This is a genomic window from Bradyrhizobium sp. PMVTL-01, from assembly GCF_051861855.1.
Classification (GTDB): Bacteria; Pseudomonadota; Alphaproteobacteria; order Rhizobiales; family Xanthobacteraceae; genus Bradyrhizobium.
In genome coordinates this window covers 5,899,650-5,926,452 of sequence record NZ_CP193982.1, presented here as the reverse complement: position 1 = coordinate 5,926,452, position 26,803 = coordinate 5,899,650, and the positions used below count along the sequence as shown (strand labels likewise).

Sequence of the window (26,803 nt, the reverse complement as noted above, 5' to 3'; positions counted from 1 at the left end):
CGCCCGCGAGATTGCACAGAATTAAGTAGAGAGGGGGCCCTTCTGCCTTTATCATGACTGGACCGTGCGGTTCGCGATAGCTCGATAAGGCATTGTGGCCGCTTGCCAAAAGGACCACCCCCTGAGAGGACGGCAAGGAAAATGGTTTTGAATTTACCGTTCTGCCAGTGCCGTAAATGATCCGTGACGGCATTCGGTAAACTCGTCCGCACCACGGCGTTCCGGCTCACGCTGGTCTATCTGCTGCTGTTCGCGATGTTCGCGGCCTCGCTGCTGGCCTATTTCGCCTGGAATACGCGGCGGCTGATCACCGAGGAGATCACGCAGACGGTCAACGCCGAGACCTCGGAGATCAGCGAGATCTACGGCCGCCGGGGGCTGCGCGGCCTCGTGCTGGCGATCGAGTATCGGGCGCTGCGGCCGGGTGCCAACCTCTATCTCGTGACCACGCCGACAGGGCAGGCGATCGCCGGCAATGTCGGCTCGCTCGCGCCCGGCGTGATGGCGACGCGCGGCTGGTCTGAGACCGCCTACCGCCGGATCGAGGATGCCGATGACCGCGATCATCGGGCGCTGGTGCGAGTCACCGAACTGGAGAACGGCTTTCGCCTCCTGATCGGCCGCGACCTTGCCGAGCGACGGCGGCTGTTCGGCATCGTCGCCAAGGCCGCGCAATGGTCGGTGCTGATCGTCGTCGTGCTCGGCCTCGGCGGAGGCGTCTTCGTCGCGCGCCGCGTGCTCCGACGTATCGACGCCATGACGGGAACGGCGCAGCGCATCATGACCGGCGATCTCAGCGAACGCCTGCCGGTCGGGCGCAGCGGCGACGAACTCGACCGTCTCGCCGAGAACCTCAACGCCATGCTGGAGCGGATCGAGGCGCTGATGGCGGGGCTCAAGGAAGTCTCCGACAACATCGCCCACGATCTCAAGACGCCGCTGACGCGCCTGCGCAACCGCGCCGAGGAGGCGTTGGCGAGGTCGGGCTGCGAAGCCGACTACCGTGCGGCGCTGGAGCGGACCATCGAGGAATCCGACGGCCTGATCCGCACCTTCAACGCATTGCTGATGATCGCACGTGCCGAGTCCGGGCAGGCGCGCGGCAACATGGATGATTTCGACGCGGCCGAGGTCGCGGCTGGCATCCACGAGCTCTATGAGCCGCTCGCCGAGGACGACGGCATGACCTTGAAGGTCAAGGCCGATCCGACGCCGGTCCGCGCCAACCGCGAATTGATCAGCCAGGCGCTCGCCAACCTGGTCGAGAATGCGATCAAATACGGCAAGCCGGTCGCGCAGGCCGGCGGAACCGTGGTCAGCATGGACAGCCGGCAGATCATGATCGAGGCGAAGCGCGAGGCTGACCAGGTGCTGCTCAGCGTCACCGATCGTGGCCCCGGCATTCCCGAAGCCGACCGCAAACATGCCGTCGAACGATTCGTCCGGCTGGAGGCGAGCCGCACGCTGCCGGGCTCCGGCCTCGGCCTCAGCCTCGCCGCGGCTGTTGCCACGCTGCATGGAGGCGAATTGCGGCTGGGCGATGCCCATCCTGGCCTCGTCGCCACGCTGGTGCTGCCGGCGCGCACGGGCGCGGGCGACAGGGTTGCTCCGCCAATACCGGATGTGCCACAGAAGGTGGCATGAACCACTCCGCGCCGGGAAACGCGGACAAGCATGGTGTGAGCCTCGCCGCACGCTTCGCGGAGGCTCCCCATATTGTCGCTTCCACAACCGACGAACGCCCTCTTGAAAACTGGCTGGCCGACCTCGAGCCGGCACAATCGGCCCGTCTTGAAGCGTTGCTGGTTCATCCATTCGCCCGGAACATCCTGGCCGGCATCGCGGAATTCTCGCCCTATCTGTTCGACCTGGTGCGCGCCGATGCGCCGCGCCTCATCCGGCTGCTCGAATGCGATCCGGAGGCGCATCTCGCCGCACTGATCGCCGAGGCAAGGGGCGCGGTGTTCGCGGCACCCGACGAGGCCGAGGTGATGCGACTGCTTCGCCGCATGAAGGCGGAGGCGGCGCTGCTGACCGCGCTGTGCGACATCGGCGGGGTCTGGCCGGTGATGCAGGTGACGGCGGCGCTCACCGACGTCGCGATTTCCTCGGTGCAGGCGGCGCTGCATTATCAGCTGCGGCAGGAAGCCGCACGGGGAAAGATCGTGCCGCCCAATCCGGAGGCACCGGAAGAAGGCTGCGGCCTGATCGTGCTCGCGATGGGCAAGATGGGGGCGGGCGAGCTGAACTATTCCAGCGACATCGATCTCATCGTGTTCTTCGATCCCGATGCGACGACGCTCGCACCCGACATCGAGCCGCAGCCTTTCTTCGTCCGCGTGACGCAGGGTATGGCGCGCATCCTGCAGCAGCGCACCTACGACGGTTATGTCTTCCGCGTCGATTTGCGCCTGCGCCCCGATCCGTCCTCGACGCAGGTGGCGATCTCGCGCGACGCCGCGCTGCATTATTACGAGCGGGAAGGGCGGACCTGGGAGCGCGCCGCGATGATCAAGGCGCGCGCCTGTGCCGGCGACGTCAGGGCGGGCGAGGCGCTGCTCGCCGAGATCGCGCCGTTCGTCTGGCGCAAGCATCTCGATTTCGCCGCGCTTGCCGACGTCCACGACATGAAGCGGCAAATGCAGACCTATCGCGGCCAGAGCGAGGTCGCGGTCGAGGGCCACAACGTCAAGGTCGGCCGCGGCGGCATCCGCGAGATCGAGTTCTTCGCGCAGACCCAGCAACTGATCGCCGGCGGCCGTCATCCGGAATTGCGGGTTCGGCCGACGCTCAGGGCGCTCGACGTGCTCGCCACCAGCAACTGGATCACGATCGAAGCGCGCGACGAGTTGACCACCGCCTACGAATTCCTGCGACGGGTCGAGCACCGCCTCCAGATGGTCGCGGACGAGCAGACCCATGCGCTGCCCGACGACAAGGAGGCGGTCGAGCGCTTTGCCCGCTTCTTCGGCTATCCGGATCGCGAAGCCTTTGCGCGTGACCTGCTGCAACAGCTCGAGATCGTCCAGGGTCACTACGAAAAACTATTCGAGGGTGATGACCCGACCGGCACCGCCAGGCTGCCGGCGCTGGACTACAGGGCAGGTCCCGATGATGCGCGCCTGCTCCAGCACCTGGCGACGCTCGGCTTCAAGAAGCCCGCCGCCGTGGCGCAGACCGTGCGCGACTGGATCACCGGCGACTATCGCGTGTTCCGCAATAAGGCAACGCGCAGCGCCTTCATCGAGTTCGTGCCGGCCCTGATCGACGGACTCGCGCATGCCGAGGAACCGGACCGCGCCGTCGTGGCGTTCGATCAGTTCCTCGGGGCGCTCCATCGTGGCGGCCGGCTGATCACGCTGCTCGGCCAGAACCGCGATCTCGTCGCGCTGGTGGCGCTGGTACTGGGCGCAGCGCCCCGGCTCGGGGAAATGCTGGCGCGCCAGCCGCAACTCATGGACGGGCTGATCGATCCCCGCTTCTTCGGCGCGATGCCGGACAGGCAGGAACTGTCGGGACGGCTCGCTGCCACCGTGCAGGATGCCGGCTCTTACGAGGAGTTCCTCGATCGCCTGCGCCTGTTCGGGCAGGAAAGCCTGTTCCTGATCGGCACGCGCATCCTCTCCGGCACCGTCTCGGCGCAGCAGGCGAGCACGGCTTTTGCCGATGTCGCGGAGGGAATCGTTCACACCGTGCATGGCCTCGTTGCCGACCGCTTTGCCGCCCAGCACGGCCGGATCGAGGGTCAGGAGACCGCGATCATCGCGATGGGGCGGCTCGGTAGCCGCGAGATGACGGCGTCCTCCGATCTCGACCTGATCCTGCTCTACGATTTCGACGCCGAGAACCCGGACTCCGATGGGCCGAAGTCGCTGCAGGGCGCGCATTATTTCGCCCGCTTCACCCAGCGCCTGATCAGCGCCTTCACGACGCGCACCAATTACGGCGTGCTCTACGAGATCGACATGCGGCTCCGTCCGTCGGGGCGCGCCGGCCCGGTGGCCTCGAGCCTTGCCTCCTTCGCGGACTACCAGGCCAACGAGGCATGGACCTGGGAGCACATGGCGCTGACGCGCGCACGCGTGGTTTCGGCTTCGCCTGCATTCCGGGAACGGATCGAGCGCGTCATTTGCGATGTCCTGACCCGCCGCCGCGACCCTGCGATCATCGCCAACGACGTCGCCGACATGCGTGGCGCGATCGGCCAGGAGAAGGGCGAGACCGACTATTGGGATCTCAAATATGCCGCCGGCGGCATGATCGACATCGACTTCATCGCGCAATATCTCCAGCTCGTGCATGCCTACGACAAGCCCGGGATCCTCGACGTCAGCACGATGCAGGTGCTGGACAATGCCTGCAGGCTCGGCGTGCTCGGCCAATCGGAGACCGAGATCCTGCGCGCGGCGGTGCGGCTCTATCACGACTTGACACAGATCCTGCGCCTCTGCGTCAGCGACCGCTTCAAGCCGGACACCGCGGGCACTGATCTGTTGCGCGTCATGGCGCGCGCCGGCGATGCGCCGGACTTCTCTTCGCTTGAGGCGCGGGTGAAGGAAACGCAGGGCGAGGTGCGGCGCGTGTTCAGGGCGCTGCTGGAAGGGCCGTCGTCTGCTTCAGCGCGGTGAGGGCCTCGCGCACGTCAGGCTGCAGGCCCGCCGCCGGCACCGAAATGGGCGAAGATCGCGCGCTTCATCCGGGGATCCCGCCGATACGAAAGGGTAATGAAGATTGAACGGGCTGCCGGTTTTTGCGTGTTGGTGCAGGCCCGGCATGCTAGCTTGCATGCCAACACAGAATCCGAGGGGACGACCGGTTGATCGACAAGCTTGAACTTCTGCTGGCGCTGGCGAAGGAGCGGCATTTTGGACGCGCGGCAGAGGCCTGCGGGGTCACACAGCCGACCATGTCGACCGGGCTGAAGCAGCTCGAGGAGATCCTCGGCGTGATGCTGGTCCAGCGCGGCTCCCGCTTCCAGGGCTTTACGCCCGAAGGCGAGCGGGCGCTGGACTGGGCGCGCCGGATCGTGGGCGATGCCCGCGCCATGCGTGAGGAGATCAACGGGCTGAAGCACCAGCTCTCCGGCGAGATCCGCATCGCCGCGATCCCCACCGTGCTCGGCATGGTCGCTTCGCTGACGACCCCGTTCCGCGCCCGGCATCCCGAGGTGCGTTTCAGCATCCGCTCGACGACCTCGTCGGAGGTGCTCGGGCTGCTCGAAAATCTCGAGGTTGATGCGGGGCTGACCTATATCGAGAACGAGCCGATCGGGAAAGTACGCACCATTCCGCTCTACAATGAAAGCTATCGCCTGCTGACTGCGCCGGACGGAATGTTCGGTGACCGCGAGACGGTGACCTGGAAGGAAGTGGGGCAGGTGCCGCTGTGCCTCTTGACGCCCGACATGCAGAACCGCCGCATCATCGACCGCGCGCTGCGTTCGGTCGGCGCGGAGGCGACGCCGACACTGACCTCGAACTCGCTCCTGGTGCTGTTCACGCATGTGAAGACGGGACGCTGGGCCAGCGTGATGCCGGCCAAGCTCGCCGAGACGCTCGGCCTGTCCGATACGGTGCGGTCGATCCCGATCGTCGACCCCGAGGTCAATTACAGCATCGGCATGGTGATCCCGCAGCGTGATCCGATGACTCCGCTGATCGCGGCGCTGGTCAATGTCGCCAGGGAAGTCGCGCCGTCGCTGCAGATCTAGGGGCAGGGCGGGAAGGCGTGAGCAAGCGCCTCGTCCTTCGAGACGCCCGCGTCACGGGCTCCTCGGGATGAGGCTCCGTTGAATCGGTGTTCGTTGAAACGGCTGCCGTGTATTCCGGCCTCATCCTGAGGGCCCGCCGGAGGCGGGCGTCACGAAGGATGGCCGCAGGCGAGCTTCCCGTCGTGCGGCTAGAGCGTTTCACATTTTGATTGAAGCATAACCGGCGCTGGCGAAGTAGTTGGCGCATTCGCGAGGCTGGATGTCTTGGACGAGGTGACCGATATGGCGCCAAGTCTCCTCGATTGAGCGCTTCTGAGCTTGCCGCATCCAGTGTTTGATCTTGGAGAAGGCCTGTTCGATTGGGTTGAGGTCGGGCGAGTATGGCGGCAGGTACCAGAGTCTGGCGCCAGCAGCCTTGATCATTTGCCTGACGGCTTTCGACTTATGGCTTCCGAGATTGTCGAGAATGACGATGTCGCCTTCACGCAGGGTTGGCAGGAGAATGTGCTTTACGTAACCACGGAAGCATTCACCGTTGATCGGGCCATCGAAGACGCAGGGTGCCGTGAGTTGGTCATGGCGGAGCGCGCCGAGGAATGTGAGGGTACGCCAGTGACCGTGCGGAGCGAAGCCGCGCAGGCGCGCCCCTTTGGGTCCCCAGCCTCGCAAAGGGGCCATGTTGGTCTTGATCCAGGTCTCATCGATGAAGACGAGCCGGCCCGGATCGAGCCCGGCCTGCCAGGCTCGCCAACGCAAGCGCCTACGAGAGACGTCGGCGCGAGCCTGTTCGAGGGCGAACAGTGTTTTTTTTGAACCGCAGCCCTTCCCGGCGCAGGAACAGCCAGACCGCATTGTGTGAGACCTTGACCCCACGGGCTGCCAGTTCCGCCTTCAGACCATGCAGCGTCAGGTGCGGCGTCTGAGTGATCCGCTCGACGATGAAGGCGCGGTGCGGATCAAGCACAGGCTTGCGGTGACCACCCATCTTGCCAGGCGCTACCGAGCCGGTCGTTCGATAACGCTGTGACCACTTCACAACTGACGAGACAGCAACGCCAAACCGTTCCGCCACAGATCGGCAGCTCTCACCTTTGGCAACAGCGGATACCGCACGCTTACGCAAATCGTTGGAAATTGGTCGGACCATCGGATGCTGGCCTCCAGCCCAGCCAGCATCTTGAATCATATTCGTCCCAGACCCGGAATCCCTTCCGATTCAATAAATCCGTGAACCGCTCTAGGCCGCCGCCGATATCCCGGGCGCAGTCTTGACGGCGTCGCGCGGCAGCGTCACGCGGACGACGGTGCCGACATCGATCTTCGAGCGCAGCCGCATCGAGCCGCCGTGGAGCTGGGCCAGCGAGCGGGCGATGGCGAGGCCCAGGCCCGAGCCGTGATAGGTCTTGGTGAGCTGGCTCTCGACCTGCTCGAACGGGCGGCCGAGCCGCGCCAGCGAGTGCGGCGCGATGCCGATGCCGGTGTCGGCGATCATCAGCACGATCCTGTCGTCGAGCTGCCGGCTGCGCACCACGATCCGCCCGCCGTCGGGTGTGAACTTCACCGCGTTGGAGAGCAGGTTGACGATGATCTGCTTGGTGGCGCGGCGGTCGGCGACGACCGAGATCGATGTCTCGATGTCGGCATCGAGCGTCAGTTGCTTGTCCTGCGCGCGCCCGGAGACGACGCGCAGGGATTCGGCGAGCGTCCGGGCGAGGTCGAGCTCTTCCATGTCGAGCTTCATGCGGCCGGCCTCGATCTTGGACATGTCGAGGATGTCGTTGATGACTTCGAGCAGATAGTGGCCGCTGGTCAGGATGTCCTGGCAATATTCCTGGTACTTCTCGCTGCCGAGTTCGCCGAACATGCCGCTTCCCATGATCTCGGAGAAGCCGATGATGGCGTTGAGTGGCGTGCGCAGCTCGTGGCTCATATTGGCGAGGAATTTCGACTTGGTCTGGTTGGCTTCCTCGGCGCGGGTCTTCTCGCGCTGATACTTTTCGGCGAGGTCGGCGAGCTCGTTGGTCTGGCGCTCGAGGGCGGCCTGCGAGCGCTTGAGGTCGATGACGGTGGCGCGCAGACGCAGATCGTTGTCGACCAGCTTCTGCTCGTGCTCCTTGATGCGGGTGATGTCGGTGCCGACCGAGACGTAGCCGCCGTCCTTGGTGCGGCGCTCGCTGATGTGGAGCCAGCTGCCGTCGTCGAGCTGCGCCTCGAAGGTGCGCGCGCCCGGGCCTTTGGCAGCGGTCTCATTGTGACGGGTGCGCACCTCCGGCATGCGGCCGACCTCGAGCACTGTCTCGTAGGAGGTGCCGGGGATGACGGCGCTGTCGGGCAGCTTGTGCAGCCGCTGGAAGTGCGAGTTGCAGAGCACGAGGCGGTCGCTCGCGTCCCACAGCACGAAGGCTTCCGGAATGGTCTCGATCGCGTCGCGCAGCCTCAGGTCCGCTTCGACGGTCCGCTCGGCAAGGCTCTTCTGCTCGGTGATGTCGACGGCGATGCCGATCAGGTGCACGCTGGAGTCGATCGCGCCGCGCGTCTTCTCGCAGCGGACGCGGAGCCAGATCCAGTGGCCGTCGACGTGCTGCATGCGGAAGGTCTGGTCGATGTGGTCGATCTTCTCGGAGATGAGCTGGTCGGCGATCTCGAACAGGTCGATGTCGTCCGATTTCACCAGCGCGTTGACCTCGCCGAAGGTGAGGAGCTCGTGGCGGCCGTCGAGCCCGAGCATCGAGAACATCGACTGCGACCAGAAGATCCGGCCGCGCGACAGGTCCCAGTCCCACAATCCGCAGCGGCCGCGGTTGAGCGCAGTATCGATCCGGCCGCGCACGGCGTCGTTGATGAGATCGCCCTCGCGGGCGCGGGTGGACTGCCAGTGGAAGGCGAAGCCGAGGATCAGGACGACGAAGCCGGTGGTCGCCGACAGCGTCACCGAGAGCGCGGCATCCGAGCCCCAGATCGGCTCGTTGCGCTCCTGGATCACGGTGACGAAGCCGGGCAGCGACTTGATCTGCCGCGCGGTCGCCATGGCTGCGTTGCCGCTCGGCAGCGTCATGTCGGAGATGTTGCCGTCGCGCGGTGGTGATGCGAGCAGCTGCGCCGTGGTGATGGCATCGAGCAGGCGGTCGTTGCCGGAAGGATCGCTGTCGATGGGAATGCGGGCGAGGAGGCGGCGGTCGATCCCGGCCGATGTGACGATGACGTGGCGACCGGCGGCCGAGCCCCAGGACGGGATCAGATCGGGCAGCAGCGTCGGCAGACGCTCGATGTTCTTCTGCCGCTCGATCCGCAACGAAGTGAGGCCGTCGATGCGCTCTGCGAGCAGATCGGACAGCGCGGAGATGTCATGCCGGATCACCAGCCGCTTCTGTCGCGTCTGGTCGACGACCTGCACGAACGCGCCGAGGCAGATCGTGATCAGGAACGCGATGATGAGGGTCGGCACGGCACGGCGCAGCGCCGGCTCCGCAACCAGGAGCCGATGATAGGCAGGTTTCGCGATCGATTGCGCCAATCCCTTGATCGAATCGGATTGGACGCACGCGTTCGCGGCGTCTGCGCGCGACATGCCTTCGGCCCCCTGAAAACCAGCCTGCAACTTGAGTTCGGAGGCAGCCCCACGTCGCTTCCGAATCAGACCGATTTGAATCCAGTTTTGCCGGGCTGTCGAGAGTCAACGAATCGTTAACGCGGAATTATTCTTATCCAATGCGCAGTTTGCGCATCGCGCGTCCGCAAACTCACCGGCGCGAGGAGTCCGAAACGGGAACGTGTGACTCCGCGCACGCTTGCGTCACGCGCGTGGCGGCTCGGCGTGACTGATGACGCGCTTCACGCTCGGGAATGCGCGGCGCAACGCGCGCTCGATCGCATCGACATGCTCGTGCACCTTGATGACGCTCATCGACGGCGCAGCGCGGCAGTGAAAGTTGACGATCTCGCCGGCATCGGTATTGCGGACGCGCACATTATGGATGTCGTGGATCTCGCCTTCGCCGGCGAATTCGGCCAGCGCCGCGGCGATGGTCTGCACCCTCTCGGGCACGGCGTCGACGCCGAACGGCAGTTCCGGTTCCAGTGGCTCGATATGGACGTCGACCTCGACATCCTCGCCGAACTCCTCCTGGATGTTGCGCTCCAGCGTGTTGGCAATGTCATGCGCGGCGTCGAGCCGCATTCCGGCGTCCACCTCGAGATCGATGCTGACGATCAGCTTGGCGCCGAGATCGTGCACCGTCACGTGGTGGATGGCGAGGCTCGAATTGCGCGCGATCACCATGATGCGGTCGCGGACGGTCTCGTTGTTGCGCGCGACCGGGACCGGGGTGAAGGTGAGGTCGGCATCGCCGAACGCCTTGTCGAGAGCGGCCTGCGCTTTGCGCTTGATCTCCTCGATGCGGTCGATCGGGTAGGTCCGCGGCACTTTCGCGATGGTATCGATGAAGGTGGTCGCCCCGACCATGCGCACGCGCAGGCGCTCGACGTCGATCACGCCGGGCACACTGCGGATCACGGCCGTGGCCTTCTCGTGGGCACCCTCCGGCGCACGGTCGACCAGCGTCTGCACGGTCGAGCCGGCCATGCGCAGACCGAGCAGCGCGATCATCACGGCAACCGCGGCGGCGGCCGCGGCGTCGCCCCACCAGAAGCCGAGGGCGGCGAGAAGCAGGCCGACGATCACGGCGCAGGAGCCCATCACGTCGGAGGCGAAGTGCAGCGCATCGGCGGCGAGCGCCTGGCTTCGGGTCTCGCGAGCGGCGCGGTGCAGGGCGCGGGCGCGCCAGAGATTGACGGCAATGTCGACCACCAGCACCACGAACGGCACGGCCGAGATGGTCGGCGGCGGCGTTCCCTCGCGCAGCCGGCTATAGGCTTCGACCAGGATGCCGCCGGCGAGCACGTAGAGCAGGGCGGTGACGCCCAGCGCCGAGATGCTTTCCAGCTTGCCGTGGCCGTAATGATGCTCCTCGTCCGCCGGCTTGTCGGACACCCGCACCACCGCCCAGGTGATAATGGTGGCGACCAGGTCGATCGTGGAATGCAGGGCCTCGGAGATCAGCGCCAGCGAGCCGATCGCGATGCCGACCACGAACTTGGCCGCCGCCATGCCGCCGCTGGCGAAGATCGAGATCGCCGCGACCGAGGTTTTGTTGTGCTGTGCGCTCATGGCGAGGATTTAGCAGCCCGCCGGTGAACATCAAGCCGTGATCCACAGCTCTAGTCGCGAGTGAGTTGCAGGAGCGAAGGCATTGCGACTGCTTCTGAATTGGATGCCCGCTGACGCCGCGAATTCGGTCTCGTAGGCTGGGCAAAGCGCGGCGTGCCCTCCTTAGGTCAGTGATGATGGAAGAATGTGGGCACGGCGCTGCGCGCTTTGCCCACCTGCGGGACCGTCGCTTTGTCGAGCCTGCCCCTTAAAGCGTCACCACGATCTTCCCCAAATGCTTGTTCGCCTCCATGTGCTCGAACGCCCTGTCGATGTCGTCGAACGCAAACACCTTGTCGATGGGCAGCTGCAGCTTGCGCGACTCGACCGCGCCCCAGATGTCCTTGCGGACCTCGTCGAAGATCTCGCGGACCTCCTCGATGGTGCGGGTGCGGAAGGTGACGCCGATATAGCTGATGCGGCGGGCGGCATGCAGGTCGAAGTTGAAATCGGCATGGGTGCCGCCGAGCCGGCCGACATTGACGATGCGGCCCAGGACCTTGGTCGCGGCGAGGTTCTGGTTGGCGACCTTGCCAGAGACCTGATCGACGATGAGGTCGACGCCTTCGCCGTTCGTCGCTTTCAGCACCTCGTCCACCCATTTGGGGGCGGACGAGTCGACCGCGAGGTCGGCGCCGTATTCCCGGAGCCGGCCGCGCCGGTAGGCGTCGGTCGACGAGCCGATCACGAGTCTGGCGCCCTTGAGCTTTGCGATCTGCATCGCCATCAGGCCGACGCCGGAGCTGGCGCCCTGGATCAGCACGGCTTGCCCGGGCTGCAGCCCGCCGACAGTGACCACCGCGTTGTGCATGGTCGCGAGCGCGACGGGGAGGGTGGCGGCCTCCTCGAAATTCATGTTCGAGGGCGCGCGGAACAGCCGGCCGTGATCGGCGAGCGTGTATTCGGCGAACGCCGCGCCGCCCGATCCCATGACGCGGTCGCCGACCGCTAAGCCCTTCGCATCCGGCCCGAGCTCGGCAACCTCACCGGCCCATTCCATCCCGAGCACGGTGCCGACGCCGCCGGCGGCGCCATGGGCGTGCCCCTTGCGCATGCCGGTGTCGGCGCGGTTCAGCCCGCAGGCGCGGACCTTTACCAGCACCTGCGTGCCTTTCGGCTTTGGTTGAACGACGTCGGAAATGCGAGCGCCGTCAGGGCCGTAGACGTAAGCCTTCATGAATTACCTCGGACTCGATTGAGTTTTTAGATGAAGCGGGGTGCCCTTCTTCGCCTCTCCCCGCAAGCGGGGCGAGGGAGCATACCTTCGGCGCGGCCAGCGCCGTGTTCAATCACATCGGCGATCACTCAGCAGCTTGCGCCTTAGGGCCTGCAATCATCCCTTCCAGCCGGCTGCGGATGATCGCCTCGGCCTCGCGCACGATGCGGGAGATCAGCTCGGCGCAGCTCGGAATGTCCTGGATCAGGCCCTGGACCTGGCCGGCCGACCAGATGCCTTCGTCGGAGTTGCCGGTGGCATAGACCATCTTGCCGCGGGCGCCCGCAACGAGCTCGCGGATGTCCTCGAACTTGGCGCCCTCCTTCTCCATCGCGACGACCTTGGTCGAGACCGCGTTCCTGGCGACGCGCGAGGTGTTGCGCATGGTGCGGAAAATCAGCTCGGTCTCGCGCTCGTCATTGGCGACGATCTTCTCCTTGATGGACTGGTGGATCGGGCTCTCCTTGGTGGCCATGAAGCGGGTGCCCATGTTGATCCCTTCCGCGCCGAGCGCCAGCGCCGCGACGAGGCCGCGCGCATCGGCGAAGCCGCCGGAGGCGATCATCGGGATCTTGACCTTGTTGGCGGCGGCCGGGATCAGGATCAGGCCGGGGGTGTCGTCCTCGCCGGGATGCCCGGCGCATTCAAAACCGTCGATCGAGATGGCGTCGACGCCCATGCGCTCGGCCGAGAGGGCGTGGCGGACGCTGGTGCATTTATGCACGACCTTGACGCCGTTCTTCTTGAACTCGTCGACGTGCTCCTGCGGCTTGTTGCCGGCGGTCTCGACCACTTTGATCCCGGCCTCGATGATGGCGGCACGGTACTCCGCGTAGGGAGGCGGCTTGATCGCGGGCAGGATGGTGAGGTTGACGCCGAAGGGCTTGTCGGTGAGGTCGCGGCAGCGCGCGATCTCCTTGGTGAGGTTCTCCGGCGTCGGCTGCGTCAGCGCGGTGATGAAGCCGAGCGCGCCGGCATTGGCAACGGCCGCGACCAGCTCGGCCCGTCCGACCCATTGCATGCCGCCCTGGACGATCGGGTGCTCGACGCCGACGAGCCTGGTGAACCGTGTCTGCAACATGATCTGTTTCCCCCGCGCCCGTGTGGCGCTCTGTTATCGGTTGATGGCAGGGAGGATGCCGCCGGGGTGAGGAAAAGTCTATTGCCGGGGTGTGCGGTGGAGGCGTGGTGGTATGCGGGGGATGTCCGAGATTCCGCGACGCGGATAATTGGGGCGCGGCGTTTGCTACAGTCACCGCTGTCGTCCTGGCTTTCTTGAGGACCACGTTGGAAATGGATGCCCCGCTGCTTCAACCTCGTCATTGCGAGCGCAGCGAAGCAATCCAGAGTCCCTCCGCGGCTGGATTCTGGATTGCTTCGCTGCGCTCGCAATGACGGCAGAGCTACTCCGCCGACAGCCGCACCATTTGCCGGCCGCCGTTCATTTCCTTGAGGCGGTTGACGAAGTTTTCCGGGCGCTGCCAGCGGTTCGGCACTTCCAGGCCCATGAATTCGGCGATATCGCCGATGAAGCCGGTGCAGTTGGCGGTCTCCGCGTTCCACGCCGGCGAGTTCGCCTGCAATTCCTTGATGTAGGCGAACACGCGCTTGGCGTCGGCTTCGTTCAGGTAGACCCGATAGCTCGCGGTCAGATATTCCGGATCGAGATCGCCGTAGCTTGCGCCGGTCTCCGACGGCACGAAGGTGATGTGACCGAGCACGTAAGCGAGCGTGTCGCCGGCCGGCGTCAGGCCCGCGACCTCGACCGCCTTCTCGCTGGTTTTGCCGTACCAGACGAAGGCATGGCCCCAGCTCGCCGCCGTCCGCGCGCGGAAGTCGACATAGTAGGGGCCTTTCTCCGGGCGCGCGACCGGGCGCCGCGTCGCTTGCGGCTGGGGTTGCGATGCGGTCTCGGCCGGTGCAACCGCGTTGGCATCGGCAAGGCGCTTGCTGGCTTCGTGGGCCGAGGCCGTCGGCGTCGTGCATGCGATCATCGCCGCGAGGGCGAGCCCCGCGAGGATGCAGGATCCCGATTGATCAGCTTTGTTCGTCACGTTGAGCCCCTCGACTGTCCGCCGCTTGCGCTAAAGTCTGCGCGTCAGTAGCGCGCCGCGACCGGGCCGGGTGCCTTGCCGATCGGGGCCTTGCCGACCGGGCTCTTGCCAATCGGCATCTTGCCGATCGGGGCCTGCTCCGCCGGATAGACCGGCACGGGCTGCCGGCGCGGCAGATCCGCGGCATTGGCGGCCGTCACCAGAGCAAGCGTGGCACCGAGAACAAATGCAATCTTCTTCACAGTCATACCCCTAGAAGGTTTGGTCCAAACACGGCCATGCCGTGCCCCCAGACACGCCTCACAGAAGGGCGGCCGTTTGCGTCCAAGTTGCGGCACTTGCGGGACATGTTGGCGGCATTGATCGGACGCGCGCAGATGTGATGTGTCTGGATGTTTCGGTCCGGCGGGCGGTGTCGCAGCCCGGATGAGCGCAGCGATATCCGGGTGCTTTGCGGATCGTTCGTTCCGGATCTCGCTCCGTTCAGCCGGGCTACGGCGTCGCGCTCGCTATCGCTTGCCGAGGAAGTTCGAGCGCATCTTGTCGGCAAACCAGACCACGAAGATCGCGGCGAACGAGAGAGCAAAGTATATAGCCGTCCACAAGAGTGCATTGCTTGCGTTCGTCATGGCGTCCTCCCTGCATCAGAATTGCTGGGAAGGATAAGGCAGCGGCGACGGCGCGATTTGCGCAGGATCAATTTTGCCGCGCTGCGGTGAACATGGCCGGCGAGCCTTTATTCACGCTACGCCACTGCGGCTGCCGCTACAGGCGAAACTCGTTGGTGAGCTCGCCGATACCGTCGATCGCGACGGTGACCGTGTTCACCGGCTCCTTCATCACGCCGACGCCGACCGAGGTGCCGACGGCGATGAGGTCGCCGGGCAGCAGGGTCATGTCGTGAGAGATCCTGCTCACCAGCTCCTGCGCGGTGAAGATCATGTCCGAGATCGGATAGTTCTGCCGCTCGGCGCCGTTGAGGATGGTGCGCACGTTGAGTTTTGCGGGATCGAGGCCGGTCGCGATGACGGGACCGAACGGACCGTAATCGTCGATACCCTTGGCACGCGCCCATTGCGGGAAGGTGGGGTTGCTGGTCAGGATGTCGTTGGCGGTGATGTCGTTGACGCAGGTGTAGCCGAAGATGAAGCCGTCGGCTTGCGCAGGCGGCACCCGCGCGCAGGTCTTGCCGATGACGATGCCGAGCTCGCCCTCATAGGTGGTCTTGCCGTCGTAATAGGAAGGACGGCGGATCACGGCGCCCGGTGCTGCGATGCTGGTGGTGGCCTTCAGCAGATACAGCGGCTCCGGCGGCTCGGGCTGGTTGAGTTTCGCGGCGAGGGCGTGGAAATTATTCCAGAGCGCGACGATCTTGCTGGGGACGCAGGGAGCGAGCAGCTCGACCTCCGACAGCGCCAGCGTCCTGCCGGTCGCGGCATTGCGGCCGAACAACTCGCCCTCATGCACGCTGATGCCCGAGGACGTCAGCGTGCCGAAGCCGGTCGTGCCGGCATGGCGGAAGCGCAGCCAGTGCTTGACCTCGCCCGCCATCACGCCACCGCCAGTGCGCGCGGATCGGTTGTCGAGACGCGGTCATAGAGGCCGGCGATGCGGGCGCGCTGGCTCACCATCGCCAGCACCGAGTCGAGCGCGGGCGTCGGAATGCCGGTGAGGCGGCCCATCTCCTGCACCACCGTGACGAGCGGGTCGATTTCCATCGGGCGGCCGCGCTCGAGATCCTGCAGCATCGAAGTCTTGTGCGCGCCGACCTTGCGCGCGCCTTCGATGCGGCGCTCGACGTCGACGCGGAATTTGACGCCGAACGTCTCGGCGATGGCTTGCGTCTCCACCATGATTGCGCGCGACAGCGCGCGCGTGGCGGGATCGGTGCAGATCACGTCGAGCGTGGCATGGGTCAGCGCGCTGATCGGGTTGAAGCAGACATTGCCCCACAGCTTGAGCCAGATCTCGTCGCGGATTCGGTCGAGCACCGGCGCCTTCAGGCCGGCGGCGACGAAGAGATCGGCGAGGCGCTGCACGTCGGACGTGATCTCGCCCGAGGGCTCGCCGAGCGGGAAATTGTTGCCGTAGACGTGGCGGATCACGCCGGGCGCCTCGATCTCGGTGGCGGGATAGACGATGCAGCCGATGGCGCGCTCGGCGCCGATCTCGCGCCATTGCCGGCCGCCGGGGTCGATGCTCTCCAGCGTCGAGTTCTCGTATGGGCCGCCGTGCTTGTAGAAATACCAATAGGGGATGCCATTGACGGCGGTGACGATGCGGGTGTGGGGCCCGAGCAGCGGCTGCATCGTCTCGATCACGCCGGTGATCGAATGCGCCTTCAGCGTGATGATGATGTAGTCCTGCACGCCGAGCTCGGCGGGATCGTCGGTGCAGCGCGGATGCACGGTGTGCGTCTCCTCGCCGGCGAGCAGCGTCAGGCCGCGCTCGCGCATCGCGGCGAGATGCGCGCCGCGTGCGACCAGGCTGACGTCGGCGCCCGCGCGCGCGAGCTGAACCCCGAGATATCCGCCGATCGCGCCGGCGCCGTAGATGCAGATCTTCATGAAATCCTCGCGGGACCAAGATTGGCAAGTGGTTCGGTCGATCGTGACACAGGTTCGCTGCACCTCTCCCGCTTGCGGGAGAAGTCGACGCGCAAAGCGCGGCGGGTGAGGGCTTTGTCCTCCTGGGGAGCCTCTCCAGCGGAGAAACCCTCCCCAACCCTGTCCCGCAAGCGGGAGGAGGGCAGCCCTTCCGTGGCTGGAAGTCTAGGCTGCCGCTTGCGGCGTACCGTTGATGGCCTCGTCAACGGCAGCGGCGATGTCGCGCATGCTGATGACGGAGACGAGGCTGTAGTCGTCGATGACCGGCAGGTGACGGATGTGATGCCGGTTCATCAGATGACGCACATGCTCGATCGTATCGGTGGAGGTGCAGGAGACGAGCTGCTGCACCGATACGAGCTGCGAGACCTTGACGTTGATGGCATTGGCGCCGTGCTCGGCGACGGCGCGCACGACGTCGCGCTCGGTGAACATGCCGACCGCGGTGTTGCCCTCGGAGCGGACCACGTCCTTGACTACCAGCGCGCTGATATTGTTGGCGCGCATCAGCTTGGCGGCGATACCCACCGTTTCGTTCATTCGCACCGTAACGACGCGCGGCGTCTTCTTGCGCAGAATGTCTCCGACCAGCATTGCGACCTCCCTGGGTGAATGACAGGAGGAAGTGTGGTATACATAATGCCAATCGTCAAGCGCTCGATTTGGCCCATCCGAAAAATCTTGCGGCAGCAATACTGACATTTGGCGTCAGCCCAAACGAAAAGGGGCGCATCGCTGCGCCCCTTTTTAAAGCCTTCTCGTGTGTGGCGGTTTACGCGGTCTTGGCGTTGCAGGCTTCGGTGCTGGCGCTCTCGGCTTCCTTGCCGAGAATGAAGGAGCGGCGCAGCGGCTTGATCACGAACAGCGCCATCAGCGCGGCCGTTGCGTTCAGCGCCACCGCCACCACGAACACGGCCTTCCAGCCATACGCTGCCGAGATCACGCTTGCGAGCGGAACGAGCAGCGAGGCGGTGCCCTTTGCGGTGTAGAGCATGCCGTTGTTGGTCGTTGCGAACTTGGAGCCGAAGGTGTCGCCGCAGGTCGCGGGGAACAGCGAGTAGATTTCGCCGAACACGCCGAAATACACCGCGGTCGCGAGCACGAAGACAACAGGATTCTGGCCATAGGCCGACAGCGTCAGGAGCATCACCGCGGCGGTGCCGAAGGCGATGAACATGGTGGGCTCGCGGCCGATGGTGTCGGAGACCCAGCCGAAGAAGGGACGTCCGAAGCCGTCGAAGATGCGGTCGAGCGATATCGCGAAGGTCAGCGCCGCCATCTGGAAGCCGGCGAGCGTCACCGGCGTGTCGGCGATCTTGTAGTCGTGCGCGATCGGGCCGATCTGCGCTGCGGTCATCAGGCCACCGGAGGCGACCATGACGAAGACGAGGTACATCACCCAGAAAATCGGGCTGCGCAGCACTTGCGGCGGGGTGAAGTCGATCCTGGTCTGCGGCAAATTCAGTTGCTTCTTGCGCGGCGGAATCGAAATCCGCGGCGGCTGGATGAAGAAGGCGAGCACGAACACGATCAGGCCCTGGCCGATGCCGAAGGTGAGGAACGCCTGCTGGTAGCCGCTCGATGCGATCATGGTCGCGATCGGCACGATGGTGAGCGCAGCGCCCGCGCCGAAGCCCGCGGCTGTCGCGCCGGCGGCAAGGCCGCGGCGGTCGGGAAACCATTTCAGCGCGTTGCCGACGCAGGTGCCGTACACGGCGCCGGCGCCCATGCCGCCGACGACTGCGGCCACGTAGAGCAGGGTTAGCGAGTTGGCGTAGGAGTTGAGCACCCAGGACAGCGCGATCATCACGCCGCCGAACATGATGACGATGCGCGGGCCGTATTTGTCGACGAACCAGGCCTCGACCGGCACCAGCCAGGTCTCGGTGACCACGAAGATGGTGAAGGCGAGCTGGATCGCGGCGCGTCCCCAATGGTGCGCGGCATCGATCGGATCGACGAACAGCGTCCACCCATATTGCAGGTTGGCGATCATCGCCATGCAGACGATGCCCATGACGAGCTGAAGCCAACGGAAACCGGTGCGAAGAGGGGCGGCCGTGACGGCGCCGTCCGTGCTGGAAATCATCAAGAACCTCCCAACGCGCCTGATTGATTGCGACCTTGGATTGCAAGATGACCAGGTGTCGCAAATGTTGTGGCTTATCGTCGCAAGCGCGGCGGGCAGCTTGGTATACCATATTCCAGAATGCAAGTCTTAACTTGGTTCCTCCATCAAGAAATTACGAGTTCCCTTCGGATTTTACGGGGTGCGGAAAGCCTGCCAAAAACGAAAAGGCCCGGCCGCGAGGCCGGGCGTTGTTGCATGGAGTTGCTGTGCGAACCGCGTCAGAGGGTCGATTTCGCGACCACGACCTTGCGCCAGGGTTTCAGCACCGCGATCGCCAGCAGCGAAGCCAGGATGTTGGCGCCGGCCGCGATCATGAACACGCTGTCCCAGGTGCCCGACGACTGCTGCATCAGGTTTGCGACCGGGACGAGCAGCGCGGCGGTGCCCTTCGCGGTGTAGAGCAGGCCGGCATTGGTGGTCGCGAACTTGGCGCCGAACGTGTCGGTGCAGGTCGAGGGGAACAGCGAGTAGATCTCGCCCCAGGCGAAGAACACGAAGCCCGAGAGCAGCACGAACCAGACCGGATCGTGGCCCCAGAGGTAGAGCATCCAGATGCCGAGGCCTTCCATGCCGAAGGCGATGAACATCGTGTTCTCGCGGCCGATCATGTCGGAGATCCAGCCGAAGAACGGACGCGTCAGGCCGTTGAGCACGCGGTCGATGGTCGCGGCAAAGGTCACCGCGGTCATCGTCACCGCCATCAGCGTCACCGGCACGCTGTCGACCTTCCAGTCGACCGCGATCGGCTTCAGGTTCGCGGTGACCATCAGTCCACCCGCGCCGACGATCACGAACATGAAGTACATCAGCCAGAAGATCGGCTGGCGCAGCACTTCGGTCGGCTGATAGTTGCGCCGGGTCTGGATGATATTGGCATTCGCCACCACGCTCGGCACCTGGCCCGCTTTCGGTGCGAGCAGGAAGAAGGCGAGGATGCAGATGATGATGCCTTGTCCAAGGCCGAAATAGAGGAAGGTGGTCTGGAATCCACTGTCCTTGATCATGGCCTGGATCGGCGCGACGGTGAGCGCGGAGCCTGCGCCGAAGCCTGCCGCCGTGATGCCTGCAGCAAGACCGCGCTTGTCCGGAAACCACTTCAGCGCGTTGCCGACGCAGGTGCCGTAGACGCCACCGGCACCGATGCCCGCGATGATCATGCCGAGATAGTAGCCGTTGAGCGAGGTGGCCTGTGCGTTGATCGCCCAGCCCATGGCGCAGAGCAGGCCGCCGACGAGAACCACGATGCGCGGACCGTATTTGTCGACGAACCATCCTTCGACCGGCACGAGCCATGTCTCGAACAGCACGAACAGCGTGAACGCCCACTGGATCGAGGCGCGATCCCAGCCGAACTTCTTCTGGATGTCAGGGACGAAGAACGTCCAGCCGTACTGATAGTTCGCGATCATCACCATGGCCGCTACACCGATCGCCAGTTGCGCCCAGCGATACGTGTCGCTAACGCGCGCGGCTGTAGGGGCCGTTGCCTGCACCATGTCCGTCATAAAGCCTCCCGTGGCGCCTCTCATTTTCTGCGAGCGCTGGAGGGACATTCTTGTATGCATTATGCCAAGCTTCAAGCGCCGGTCCGGCCACCGTGCGCAAATGCCGCAGGACCCTTGTCCGGGGGCGGCTGTGACTCAGGACAGCACAAGTAGAAATGGCCCCGTCCTGCGGGGCCATTCTTCAAAAGTCGAATGTTGACGGGACTGAAGCCCGCGCGCTGCCTTCGGCAGCGCAAAAGCACGGGCTTAGAGGCCGAAGCGCGGCAGGTCGCCGTTGTGATTCGAGATCTCCGCGCTCGCCATCAGGAAGCGGTCGACCGCAGCCAGGAAGCGGGCGAACAGCGAGGAGGAGGGGGCGAGAGCGACGGTAGCGGTCTTGGACATCGGAATTCCCTTTCTTGAGACGGTCAGTGATGCTGTCTCACTTCGAGAGGCAAACTATGTATACCAGATGCCAAAGTCCATGGATGCTATCGCATAGCAGCATGCGCTCCACCGCATTGCAGCATAATGCCCCGCTGAAGCGGCCGTTCCGGACCTAAAATTGCAGGTATGGACCGTCGAAGCAGGGATTCAGGCGTCGGGAGCAGGAAAACCTTGTGTCGCCCGTCGCGGACAGGGGCCGGATGCGCCTCGAATTCCGACCGCGGTGCAGCAAGCGGCTCTTGGCAGGGTGGGTCAAAGCCGTTAGTGCTCTGCCCCCTTTTCCAGTCAACTGTCAGAGTGGTTCATGTCGAGCGCCTCGCCCGCCGTGTCGATCGGCATCGATTTTGGGACCAGCAATACGGTCGTCGCGCTTGCCGCGGACGACCGCCGGGTCGAGGCCATCCGCTTCGATCACGGCGGACAGCGCCACAGCACCTATGTGTCGGCGCTCTGCTTCTGGGAGGACCGGCCGGGCGCCGGCGCGCAGGCCGAAGGCGGGCCTTGGGCGATCGAGACGTTCCTCGAGGGGCGCCACGTCTACCGTTTCCTGCAATCGTTCAAGACTTTTGCGGCAAGCAGCAGCTTCAACACCACGCAAGTGTTCCGGCAGCGCTTCAAGTTCGAGGATATTCTGGCGGCGTTCCTGCGCACGCTGGCGCGCCATGGCGGCGAGAAGTTCGGCTTCGAGACCTCCAACATCACGGTCGGCCGCCCGGTGCGCTTCGCCGGCGGCAATCCCGACGAGGCGCTGGCGATGCAGCGCTACCGGGCCGCGTTCGAGCGCTTGGGTGCCGGCCACGCGCGCTACGTCTATGAGCCCGTGGGGGCGGCGTTCTCCTTTGCCCGCAGGCTCGAGCGCGATGCCACCGTGCTGGTTGCGGATTTCGGCGGCGGCACCAGCGACTTCTCGGTGATGCGGTTTTCCCGCGCGGGCGGCACGCTGCGCGCCGAGCCGCTCGGACACGCCGGTATCGGCATCGCCGGCGACACGTTCGACTATCGCATCGTCGACCACGTCGTCTCGCCGCGGCTCGGCAAGGGCTCGAGCTTCCGCTCGTTCGACAAGGTGCTGCCGGTCCCGAGCGGCCACTACACCAACCTCGCGCGCTGGCATCAGCTCGCGATGATGAAGAGCAACGGCGATCTGCGCGAGCTGCGCGAGCTCCAGCGCACCGCGCTGAAGCCGGAGCTGCTCGAGCATTTCATTACCATCGTCGATCTCGACCTCGGCTTCTCGCTCTACCGCGCAGTGTCCGACGCCAAGGTCGCGCTGTCGGCGCAGGACCAGACCGACTTCCGTTTCAAGGGCGGCGGCGTCGACATCGGCGCAACCATCAGCCGCAAGAATTTTGAATCCTGGATCGCCGACGATATCGCCCGCCTGGGTGCGACCGTCGACAAGGTGCTGGCCGAAGCCGGCATCGCCGCGCGGGACGTGGAGAAGGTGTTTTTGACCGGCGGGACCTCCTTCGTGCCCGCCGTCCGCAAGCTGTTCGCCGATCGGTTCGGCAACGAGCGGCTGATGTCGGGCGACCAGTTCGAGTCGATCGCCTACGGCCTCGCGCTGATCGGACAAAGTCCGGACCCGGACCGCTGGACCGCAAGCGGCGGGCTTGCGTCGAAGGCAGGCACGTAGCCCGGTAGCAAGCCGTCATTGCGAGCGGAGCGAAGCAATCCAGGATCGTTCCGCGGAGGGACTCTGGATTGCTTCGCTGCGCTCGCAATGACGATGTGGGTCGATCGGCGCATGCAATCGAAGAGTGCCGTAGAGTGGGCAAAGGCGCGGAGCGCCCCCACCATCTTTCCGAGCTTGAGAGAGATGGGTGGGCACGCTGCGCTTTGCCGACGAATACTCATGTTACGGCTACTGGTTGATCTCGGGCTCCACCAGCCGCGCCAGATTCCGCAGCGACTCCTGCCAGCCGAGGTAACAGGCCTCCGGCGGGATGACGTCGGGGATGCCGGCCTGCGTGATGTCGATCTCGGTGCCGACCGAGACCTTCTTAAGGATCACCGTGACCTGGATTTCACCCGGCAGATTGGGATCGTCGAACCTGTCGGTGTAGCGCAGGCGTTCGCCGGGGACGAGCTCGAGATACTCGCCGCCAAAGGAGTGGCTGTTGCCCGTCGTAAAATTCCGGAACGACATCTTGAACGTGCCGCCGACCCTGGGCTCGAAATGATGCACCGTGCAGGTGAAGCCGTTCGGCGGCAGCCATTTCGCCATCGCATCCGCCTCCAGGAAGGCGCGATAGACTTTCTCCGGACTGGTGGCGAGAACGCGGTGCAGGCGAACAGTACTGGGCATGGTTGTTATCCTCACGAATTGATGGGCCCGAGTTTGGCGTCTATGGCCCATTCATGTCACGAGGACGACCGGGATCGCGCCGATCCGACAGGGCATCTCGTTTTTTTACTTATTGTTGGGAGCATCAGGCTGCTCCATGCGCCTCGTCGGCGTCGCCCTTGCCGTCGTTCATGACGTCACTTCGTGATGACATGCCTGGTATCCAGAAGCTGATGCCGCTTTCGTCGGCCAAGGTCTCGGCACCGATGCCAAGGCCGCAAATGCAAGACGGCAGCCGCTTTCGTCAATCGCATGGTGCCCCCTCCCGGAGCACGAGCTTCGCTCAGTGGGAGCGCCTGATATGTTGCGGATCATATGACCCAGCCGGGCGGGCAGTCAGGTGTAGCAAGAGAACAACACTACCGCGCCATGATACCTGCCCACGGAGATAAGGCCCCCGGGAGCTTACGGAAAAGCGCCGCTGTCTCCAGCATCTCCGCTTCCGATCCGGCATCCTGATCTGTTGATCCATATCAAGCCCATTTCCGGGGTCCGGTACAATGATGGCGCCTCATTTGAAGGGAGTGATTGCCAATGAGCCCTGCGCGATCCTTTCATCTTGTCGCATTTTCACTGACCCTTGCGCTCTCGCCAGCATTCGCACAGCAAGCCCAACAAGCCGCACCACCTCCGGGCTCGCCCGCCGCAACCATCACCATTCCCGGTGATCAGCTGCCGCCACCGCCGCAGAAATTCGGTGGCAAGATCGAGCGCGACGCGCGCAATTCGACACCTTTCTGGCCCGCGCGCGTGGTGCCGCCCAAGGGCGCACCGAACGTGCTGCTCATCATCACCGATGATGCCGGCTACGGCGTCCCCAGCACCTTCGGAGGCGTTATCCCGACGCCGGCGCTCGACCGTATCGCGCAAAGCGGATTGCGCTACACCAACTTCCATTCGACCGCATTGTGCTCGCCGACGCGCGCAGCACTCATCACCGGGCGTAACCATCACTCGGTGGGCTACGGCGTGATCGCCGAACAGGCCACCGGCTTCCCCGGCTACGACAGCATCATCACCAAGGACAAGGCGACGATCGGCCGGATCCTTTCCGATAACGGCTATCACACCGCGTGGTTCGGCAAGAACCACAATACGCCGGAATACCAGGCGAGCCAGGCAGGTCCGTTCGACCAGTGGCCGACCGGCATGGGCTTTGAATATTTCTACGGCTTCATGGGCGGCGACACCAACCAATGGCAGCCCGGCAATCTCGTCCGCAATACCACGCCGATCTATCCCTATGAAGGAAAGCCCGGCTGGAATCTGGTGACGGCGATGGCGGACGACGCCATCGACTATGTCAATCGCATGAACGCGCTCTCGCCGGATACGCCGTTCTTCGTGAAATTCGCGCCCGGCGCAACCCATGCCCCGCATCACCCGACGCCGGAGTGGGTCAAGAAGATCGGCGACATGCACCTGTTCGACCAGGGTTGGAACAAGCTGCGCGACACGATCTTCGAGAACCAGAAGCGGCTCGGCGTCATTCCGGGGAATGCGAAGATGACCCCATGGCCGAAGGACCTGATCAAGGATTGGGATCAGCTTTCGGCCGATGAGAAGAAGCTGTTCATCCGTCAAGCTGACGTATTCGCCGCCTATGTCGCATACGCGGACAATGAAATCGGCCGCGTGATCCAGTCCATCCAGGATATGGGCAAGCTCGACAACACGCTCATCATCTATATCGAGGGCGACAACGGGACGAGCGCTGAGGGGCAACCCAACGGCACGCCGAACGAAGTGGCGATGTTCAACCAGATCAACCCGTCGGTCGAGGACCAGCTCAAGTATTTCTACGACGTCTGGGGAACCGACCGCACCTATAATCACATGTCGATCGGCTGGGCCTGGGCGTTCGACACCCCATTCTCCTGGACCAAGCAGATCGTCTCCCACTTCGGCGGGACGCGCCAGGGCATGGCGATCTCCTGGCCGGAAGTGATCAAGGACAAGGGGGGCATCCGCACCCAGTTCCATCACGTCATCGACGTCGTGCCGACCATTCTCGAGGCCGCGCAGATCAAGCAGCCGGAAATCGTTGACGGCATCAAGCAAAGCCCGATCGAGGGCGTCAGCATGATGTATACGTTCGATGCGAAGAGCGCGAATGCGCCTTCGACGCACACGACTCAGTATTTCGAGATGTTTGCTGATCGCGCCATCTATAACGACGGCTGGATCGCCAGCACCAAGGTCTTGCGTCCGCCGTGGGTGACGGTCGCGAAGCTGCCAAGCCCGCTCGATTATCCGTGGGAGCTCTATGACCTGCGTAACGACTGGACGCAGGCCGAGGACGTTGCCGCCAAGAATCCGGACAAGCTGAAAGAACTCCAGGCGCTGTTCTGGAAGGAGGCGGAAAAATACCAGGTGCTGCCGCTCGATTCATCCGTCGCGACCCGGATCATCACTCCGCGTCCGAGTCTCAGCGCCGGCCGCACGAGTTTTGCCTGGACGCGACCGATGACCGGAACACCGAATGGTGACGCGCCGAGCTTGCTCAACTCCTCCTACAGCTTCAAGGTCGACGTCGACATTCCCGATGGCGGCGCCGAAGGTGTGCTGGTGACGCAAGGCGGACGTTTCGGCGGCTATGGCCTCTATGTCCTGAAGAGCAAGCCCGTTTTCACCTGGAACCTCGTCGACCTCAAGCGCGTGCGTTGGGAGGGGCCGGAGCTCACGCCGGGCAAGCACCTCATCGAGTTTGACTTCAAGTACGATGGTCTTGGAGCGGGCACCATGGTGTTCGGCAACTACACCGGGATCGGACAAGGCGGTACCGGGACGCTCAAGGTCGACGGCAACGTGGTGGCCACCGAGAAGATGGAGCATACGCTTCCTTTCATCTTGCAGTGGGACGAGGCGTTCGACATCGGGTCCGATACCGGCACGCCGGTCGACGACAACGACTATCAGGCGCCGTTCGCCTTCACCGGCAAAATCAACAAGCTCACGCTTGACATCGAGCGGCCCAAGTTGAGCCCGGATGATGTCAAGCGGCTGCAGGAGGCCGCCCGTGCCGCCGGTGATGGGCCATCTGCCGACGACGGACAGACTGCTTCGTCCGGGACACAAGTGGGCACCGTTGGCGTGAGCCTTGTCGAGAAGATCCAGCTCGGAATGGACAAGCGCGAAGGCTGTCGCAAGCAGGCCGAGGCGAAGGGTCTCGGTATGGTGGACCGGGTCAAGTTCGTTCAGGAATGTGTCCGCCGATAGCTCGGCGCGAGACCGCCGGGAAGCCAATCGGCCTCCCGCGGGCCCGAATGCAGGCGATGCGGGATCGGAGAAGCTCATGAAAAGCAGTCGTTGGATCTTCCTTTCAGCGTTTGTACTGATCGACGTCTTGCTCGTCGGCCGCGCAGCGGCGCAGGCCGTGACGGAGACGCTTCAGGGCCTGCTTGCCGCACAGATCCGTTCGCAGGGTTTTACTTGCGACAAGCCGCTGGGTGCGACCAAGGATGCCCGGCGCTCGAGGGCCGATCATGGGGTCTGGGTGCTCAGATGCAGCAACGCGAGCTATCGGGTGAGCCGCGTGCCAGACATGGCCGCCAAGGTCGAGCCGTTGCGGTGACGAAGCGCGCCAGCACGGAACGGCGGTA

At 64.5% G+C, this 26,803-nt stretch carries 20 protein-coding genes and 1 pseudogene; 6 read left to right on the top strand and 15 right to left on the bottom strand.

Features of this window, described 5'->3' with window-relative positions:
- Positions 1–183: 183 nt before the first annotated feature.
- The gene (locus ACRQ5Q_RS28815; protein WP_439374338.1) at positions 184–1,644 is read left to right on the top strand and encodes an ATP-binding protein; all 1,461 of its coding nucleotides are present in this window, start codon (positions 184–186) and stop codon (positions 1,642–1,644) included.
- Complete coding sequence (locus tag ACRQ5Q_RS28810; protein ID WP_439393295.1) at positions 1,641–4,628, top strand: bifunctional [glutamine synthetase] adenylyltransferase/[glutamine synthetase]-adenylyl-L-tyrosine phosphorylase; 2,988 nt, start codon at positions 1,641–1,643, stop codon at positions 4,626–4,628. Before ACRQ5Q_RS28815 ends, ACRQ5Q_RS28810 begins: the two co-directional genes overlap by 4 nt.
- On the opposite strand, the pseudogene ACRQ5Q_RS28805 reads toward ACRQ5Q_RS28810, so the two are convergent.
- Positions 4,585–4,705: pseudogene (locus tag ACRQ5Q_RS28805) on the bottom strand (formate dehydrogenase subunit delta); the annotation flags it as partial. The gene ACRQ5Q_RS28810 and the pseudogene ACRQ5Q_RS28805 sit on opposite strands and share 44 nt — an antisense overlap.
- Before the next feature lie 111 nt (positions 4,706–4,816).
- Between ACRQ5Q_RS28805 and ACRQ5Q_RS28800 the strand changes: the two are divergent.
- Positions 4,817–5,710, top strand: coding sequence for a LysR family transcriptional regulator (locus tag ACRQ5Q_RS28800; RefSeq protein WP_439393293.1), 894 nt, complete (start codon positions 4,817–4,819; stop codon positions 5,708–5,710).
- Between the two features lie 198 nt (positions 5,711–5,908).
- Here the strand turns inward: ACRQ5Q_RS28800 and ACRQ5Q_RS28795 are convergent.
- The 13 genes from ACRQ5Q_RS28795 to ACRQ5Q_RS28735 form a co-directional block, all read right to left on the bottom strand.
- Positions 5,909–6,857 (bottom strand): IS630 family transposase gene (locus ACRQ5Q_RS28795; RefSeq protein WP_439368321.1). Its coding sequence is split into 2 segments (ribosomal slippage): positions 5,909–6,520 and positions 6,522–6,857, totalling 948 coding nucleotides; the frame shifts between segments, so codons are not numbered across the junction.
- 90 nt (positions 6,858–6,947) lie between these two features.
- The gene (locus ACRQ5Q_RS28790; RefSeq protein WP_439393291.1) at positions 6,948–9,278 is read right to left on the bottom strand and encodes a PAS domain-containing sensor histidine kinase; all 2,331 of its coding nucleotides are present in this window, start codon (positions 9,276–9,278) and stop codon (positions 6,948–6,950) included.
- 225 nt (positions 9,279–9,503) lie between these two features.
- Positions 9,504–10,877 carry a cation-efflux pump gene (locus tag ACRQ5Q_RS28785; protein ID WP_439393289.1) on the bottom strand — a complete coding sequence of 458 codons (1,374 nt, stop codon included), beginning with the start codon at positions 10,875–10,877 and terminating at the stop codon, positions 9,504–9,506.
- Positions 10,878–11,124: 247 nt separating this feature from the next.
- A complete protein-coding gene (locus ACRQ5Q_RS28780; protein ID WP_439374343.1) occupies positions 11,125–12,093 on the bottom strand; it encodes a zinc-binding dehydrogenase in 969 nt (322 codons plus the stop codon).
- A gap of 124 nt (positions 12,094–12,217) precedes the next feature.
- Complete coding sequence (locus ACRQ5Q_RS28775) at positions 12,218–13,213, bottom strand: NAD(P)H-dependent flavin oxidoreductase (RefSeq protein ID WP_439374344.1); 996 nt, start codon at positions 13,211–13,213, stop codon at positions 12,218–12,220.
- A 322-nt stretch (positions 13,214–13,535) separates the two neighbouring features.
- The gene (locus ACRQ5Q_RS28770; RefSeq protein ID WP_439393287.1) at positions 13,536–14,186 is read right to left on the bottom strand and encodes a hypothetical protein; all 651 of its coding nucleotides are present in this window, start codon (positions 14,184–14,186) and stop codon (positions 13,536–13,538) included.
- Between the two features lie 44 nt (positions 14,187–14,230).
- Complete coding sequence (locus tag ACRQ5Q_RS28765; protein WP_080135944.1) at positions 14,231–14,434, bottom strand: hypothetical protein; 204 nt, start codon at positions 14,432–14,434, stop codon at positions 14,231–14,233.
- Positions 14,435–14,951: 517 nt separating this feature from the next.
- A complete protein-coding gene (locus ACRQ5Q_RS28760; RefSeq protein ID WP_439374346.1) occupies positions 14,952–15,737 on the bottom strand; it encodes a fumarylacetoacetate hydrolase family protein in 786 nt (261 codons plus the stop codon).
- Complete coding sequence (locus ACRQ5Q_RS28755; RefSeq protein ID WP_439374347.1) at positions 15,737–16,753, bottom strand: 2-dehydropantoate 2-reductase; 1,017 nt, start codon at positions 16,751–16,753, stop codon at positions 15,737–15,739. Before ACRQ5Q_RS28755 ends, ACRQ5Q_RS28760 begins: the two co-directional genes overlap by 1 nt.
- 204 nt (positions 16,754–16,957) lie before the next feature.
- Positions 16,958–17,386 carry a CBS domain-containing protein gene (locus ACRQ5Q_RS28750; RefSeq protein ID WP_439374348.1) on the bottom strand — a complete coding sequence of 143 codons (429 nt, stop codon included), beginning with the start codon at positions 17,384–17,386 and terminating at the stop codon, positions 16,958–16,960.
- A gap of 178 nt (positions 17,387–17,564) precedes the next feature.
- On the bottom strand, positions 17,565–18,881 hold the full coding sequence (gene oxlT / locus ACRQ5Q_RS28745; protein WP_439393285.1) for an oxalate/formate MFS antiporter: 1,317 nt from the start codon (positions 18,879–18,881) through the stop codon (positions 17,565–17,567).
- 260 nt (positions 18,882–19,141) lie between these two features.
- The gene (oxlT, locus tag ACRQ5Q_RS28740) at positions 19,142–20,428 is read right to left on the bottom strand and encodes an oxalate/formate MFS antiporter (protein WP_439393283.1); all 1,287 of its coding nucleotides are present in this window, start codon (positions 20,426–20,428) and stop codon (positions 19,142–19,144) included.
- 246 nt (positions 20,429–20,674) lie between these two features.
- A complete protein-coding gene (locus tag ACRQ5Q_RS28735; RefSeq protein ID WP_165425083.1) occupies positions 20,675–20,812 on the bottom strand; it encodes a hypothetical protein in 138 nt (45 codons plus the stop codon).
- 346 nt (positions 20,813–21,158) lie between these two features.
- On the opposite strand from ACRQ5Q_RS28735, the gene ACRQ5Q_RS28730 reads away from it, so the two are divergent.
- A complete protein-coding gene (locus tag ACRQ5Q_RS28730; protein ID WP_439374351.1) occupies positions 21,159–22,490 on the top strand; it encodes an Hsp70 family protein in 1,332 nt (443 codons plus the stop codon).
- Positions 22,491–22,718: 228 nt separating this feature from the next.
- Here the strand turns inward: ACRQ5Q_RS28730 and ACRQ5Q_RS28725 are convergent, their stop codons facing one another.
- Complete coding sequence (locus tag ACRQ5Q_RS28725; RefSeq protein WP_439374352.1) at positions 22,719–23,162, bottom strand: SRPBCC family protein; 444 nt, start codon at positions 23,160–23,162, stop codon at positions 22,719–22,721.
- 573 nt (positions 23,163–23,735) lie between these two features.
- On the opposite strand from ACRQ5Q_RS28725, the gene ACRQ5Q_RS28720 reads away from it, so the two are divergent.
- Together ACRQ5Q_RS28720 and ACRQ5Q_RS28715 are read left to right on the top strand one after the other, a co-directional pair.
- The gene (locus ACRQ5Q_RS28720) at positions 23,736–26,420 is read left to right on the top strand and encodes an arylsulfatase (RefSeq protein WP_439393282.1); all 2,685 of its coding nucleotides are present in this window, start codon (positions 23,736–23,738) and stop codon (positions 26,418–26,420) included.
- Between the two features lie 76 nt (positions 26,421–26,496).
- Positions 26,497–26,775 carry a hypothetical protein gene (locus ACRQ5Q_RS28715; protein ID WP_439393280.1) on the top strand — a complete coding sequence of 93 codons (279 nt, stop codon included), beginning with the start codon at positions 26,497–26,499 and terminating at the stop codon, positions 26,773–26,775.
- Positions 26,776–26,803 lie beyond the last annotated feature (28 nt).

Excerpts from the sequence above, each read along its gene's own strand:
- ACRQ5Q_RS28780 (WP_439374343.1), bottom strand. The coding sequence starts at position 12,093 with ATGAAGGCTTACGTCTACGGCCCTGACGGCGCTCGCATTTCCGACGTC.
- ACRQ5Q_RS28765 (WP_080135944.1), bottom strand. The coding sequence starts at position 14,434 with ATGACTGTGAAGAAGATTGCATTTGTTCTCGGTGCCACGCTTGCTCTG.
- ACRQ5Q_RS28810 (WP_439393295.1), top strand. The coding sequence starts at position 1,641 with ATGAACCACTCCGCGCCGGGAAACGCGGACAAGCATGGTGTGAGCCTC.
- ACRQ5Q_RS28725 (WP_439374352.1), bottom strand. The coding sequence starts at position 23,162 with ATGCCCAGTACTGTTCGCCTGCACCGCGTTCTCGCCACCAGTCCGGAG.
- ACRQ5Q_RS28760 (WP_439374346.1), bottom strand. The coding sequence starts at position 15,737 with ATGGCGGGCGAGGTCAAGCACTGGCTGCGCTTCCGCCATGCCGGCACG.
- ACRQ5Q_RS28750 (WP_439374348.1), bottom strand. The coding sequence starts at position 17,386 with ATGCTGGTCGGAGACATTCTGCGCAAGAAGACGCCGCGCGTCGTTACG.
- ACRQ5Q_RS28775 (WP_439374344.1), bottom strand. The coding sequence starts at position 13,213 with ATGTTGCAGACACGGTTCACCAGGCTCGTCGGCGTCGAGCACCCGATC.
- ACRQ5Q_RS28785 (WP_439393289.1), bottom strand. The coding sequence starts at position 10,877 with ATGAGCGCACAGCACAACAAAACCTCGGTCGCGGCGATCTCGATCTTC.
- ACRQ5Q_RS28755 (WP_439374347.1), bottom strand. The coding sequence starts at position 16,753 with ATGAAGATCTGCATCTACGGCGCCGGCGCGATCGGCGGATATCTCGGG.
- ACRQ5Q_RS28730 (WP_439374351.1), top strand. The coding sequence starts at position 21,159 with ATGTCGAGCGCCTCGCCCGCCGTGTCGATCGGCATCGATTTTGGGACC.
- oxlT (WP_439393283.1), bottom strand. The coding sequence starts at position 20,428 with ATGACGGACATGGTGCAGGCAACGGCCCCTACAGCCGCGCGCGTTAGC.
- ACRQ5Q_RS28790 (WP_439393291.1), bottom strand. The coding sequence starts at position 9,278 with ATGTCGCGCGCAGACGCCGCGAACGCGTGCGTCCAATCCGATTCGATC.
- ACRQ5Q_RS28720 (WP_439393282.1), top strand. The coding sequence starts at position 23,736 with ATGAGCCCTGCGCGATCCTTTCATCTTGTCGCATTTTCACTGACCCTT.
- oxlT (WP_439393285.1), bottom strand. The coding sequence starts at position 18,881 with ATGATTTCCAGCACGGACGGCGCCGTCACGGCCGCCCCTCTTCGCACC.
- ACRQ5Q_RS28735 (WP_165425083.1), bottom strand. The coding sequence starts at position 20,812 with ATGTCCAAGACCGCTACCGTCGCTCTCGCCCCCTCCTCCTCGCTGTTC.
- ACRQ5Q_RS28715 (WP_439393280.1), top strand. The coding sequence starts at position 26,497 with ATGAAAAGCAGTCGTTGGATCTTCCTTTCAGCGTTTGTACTGATCGAC.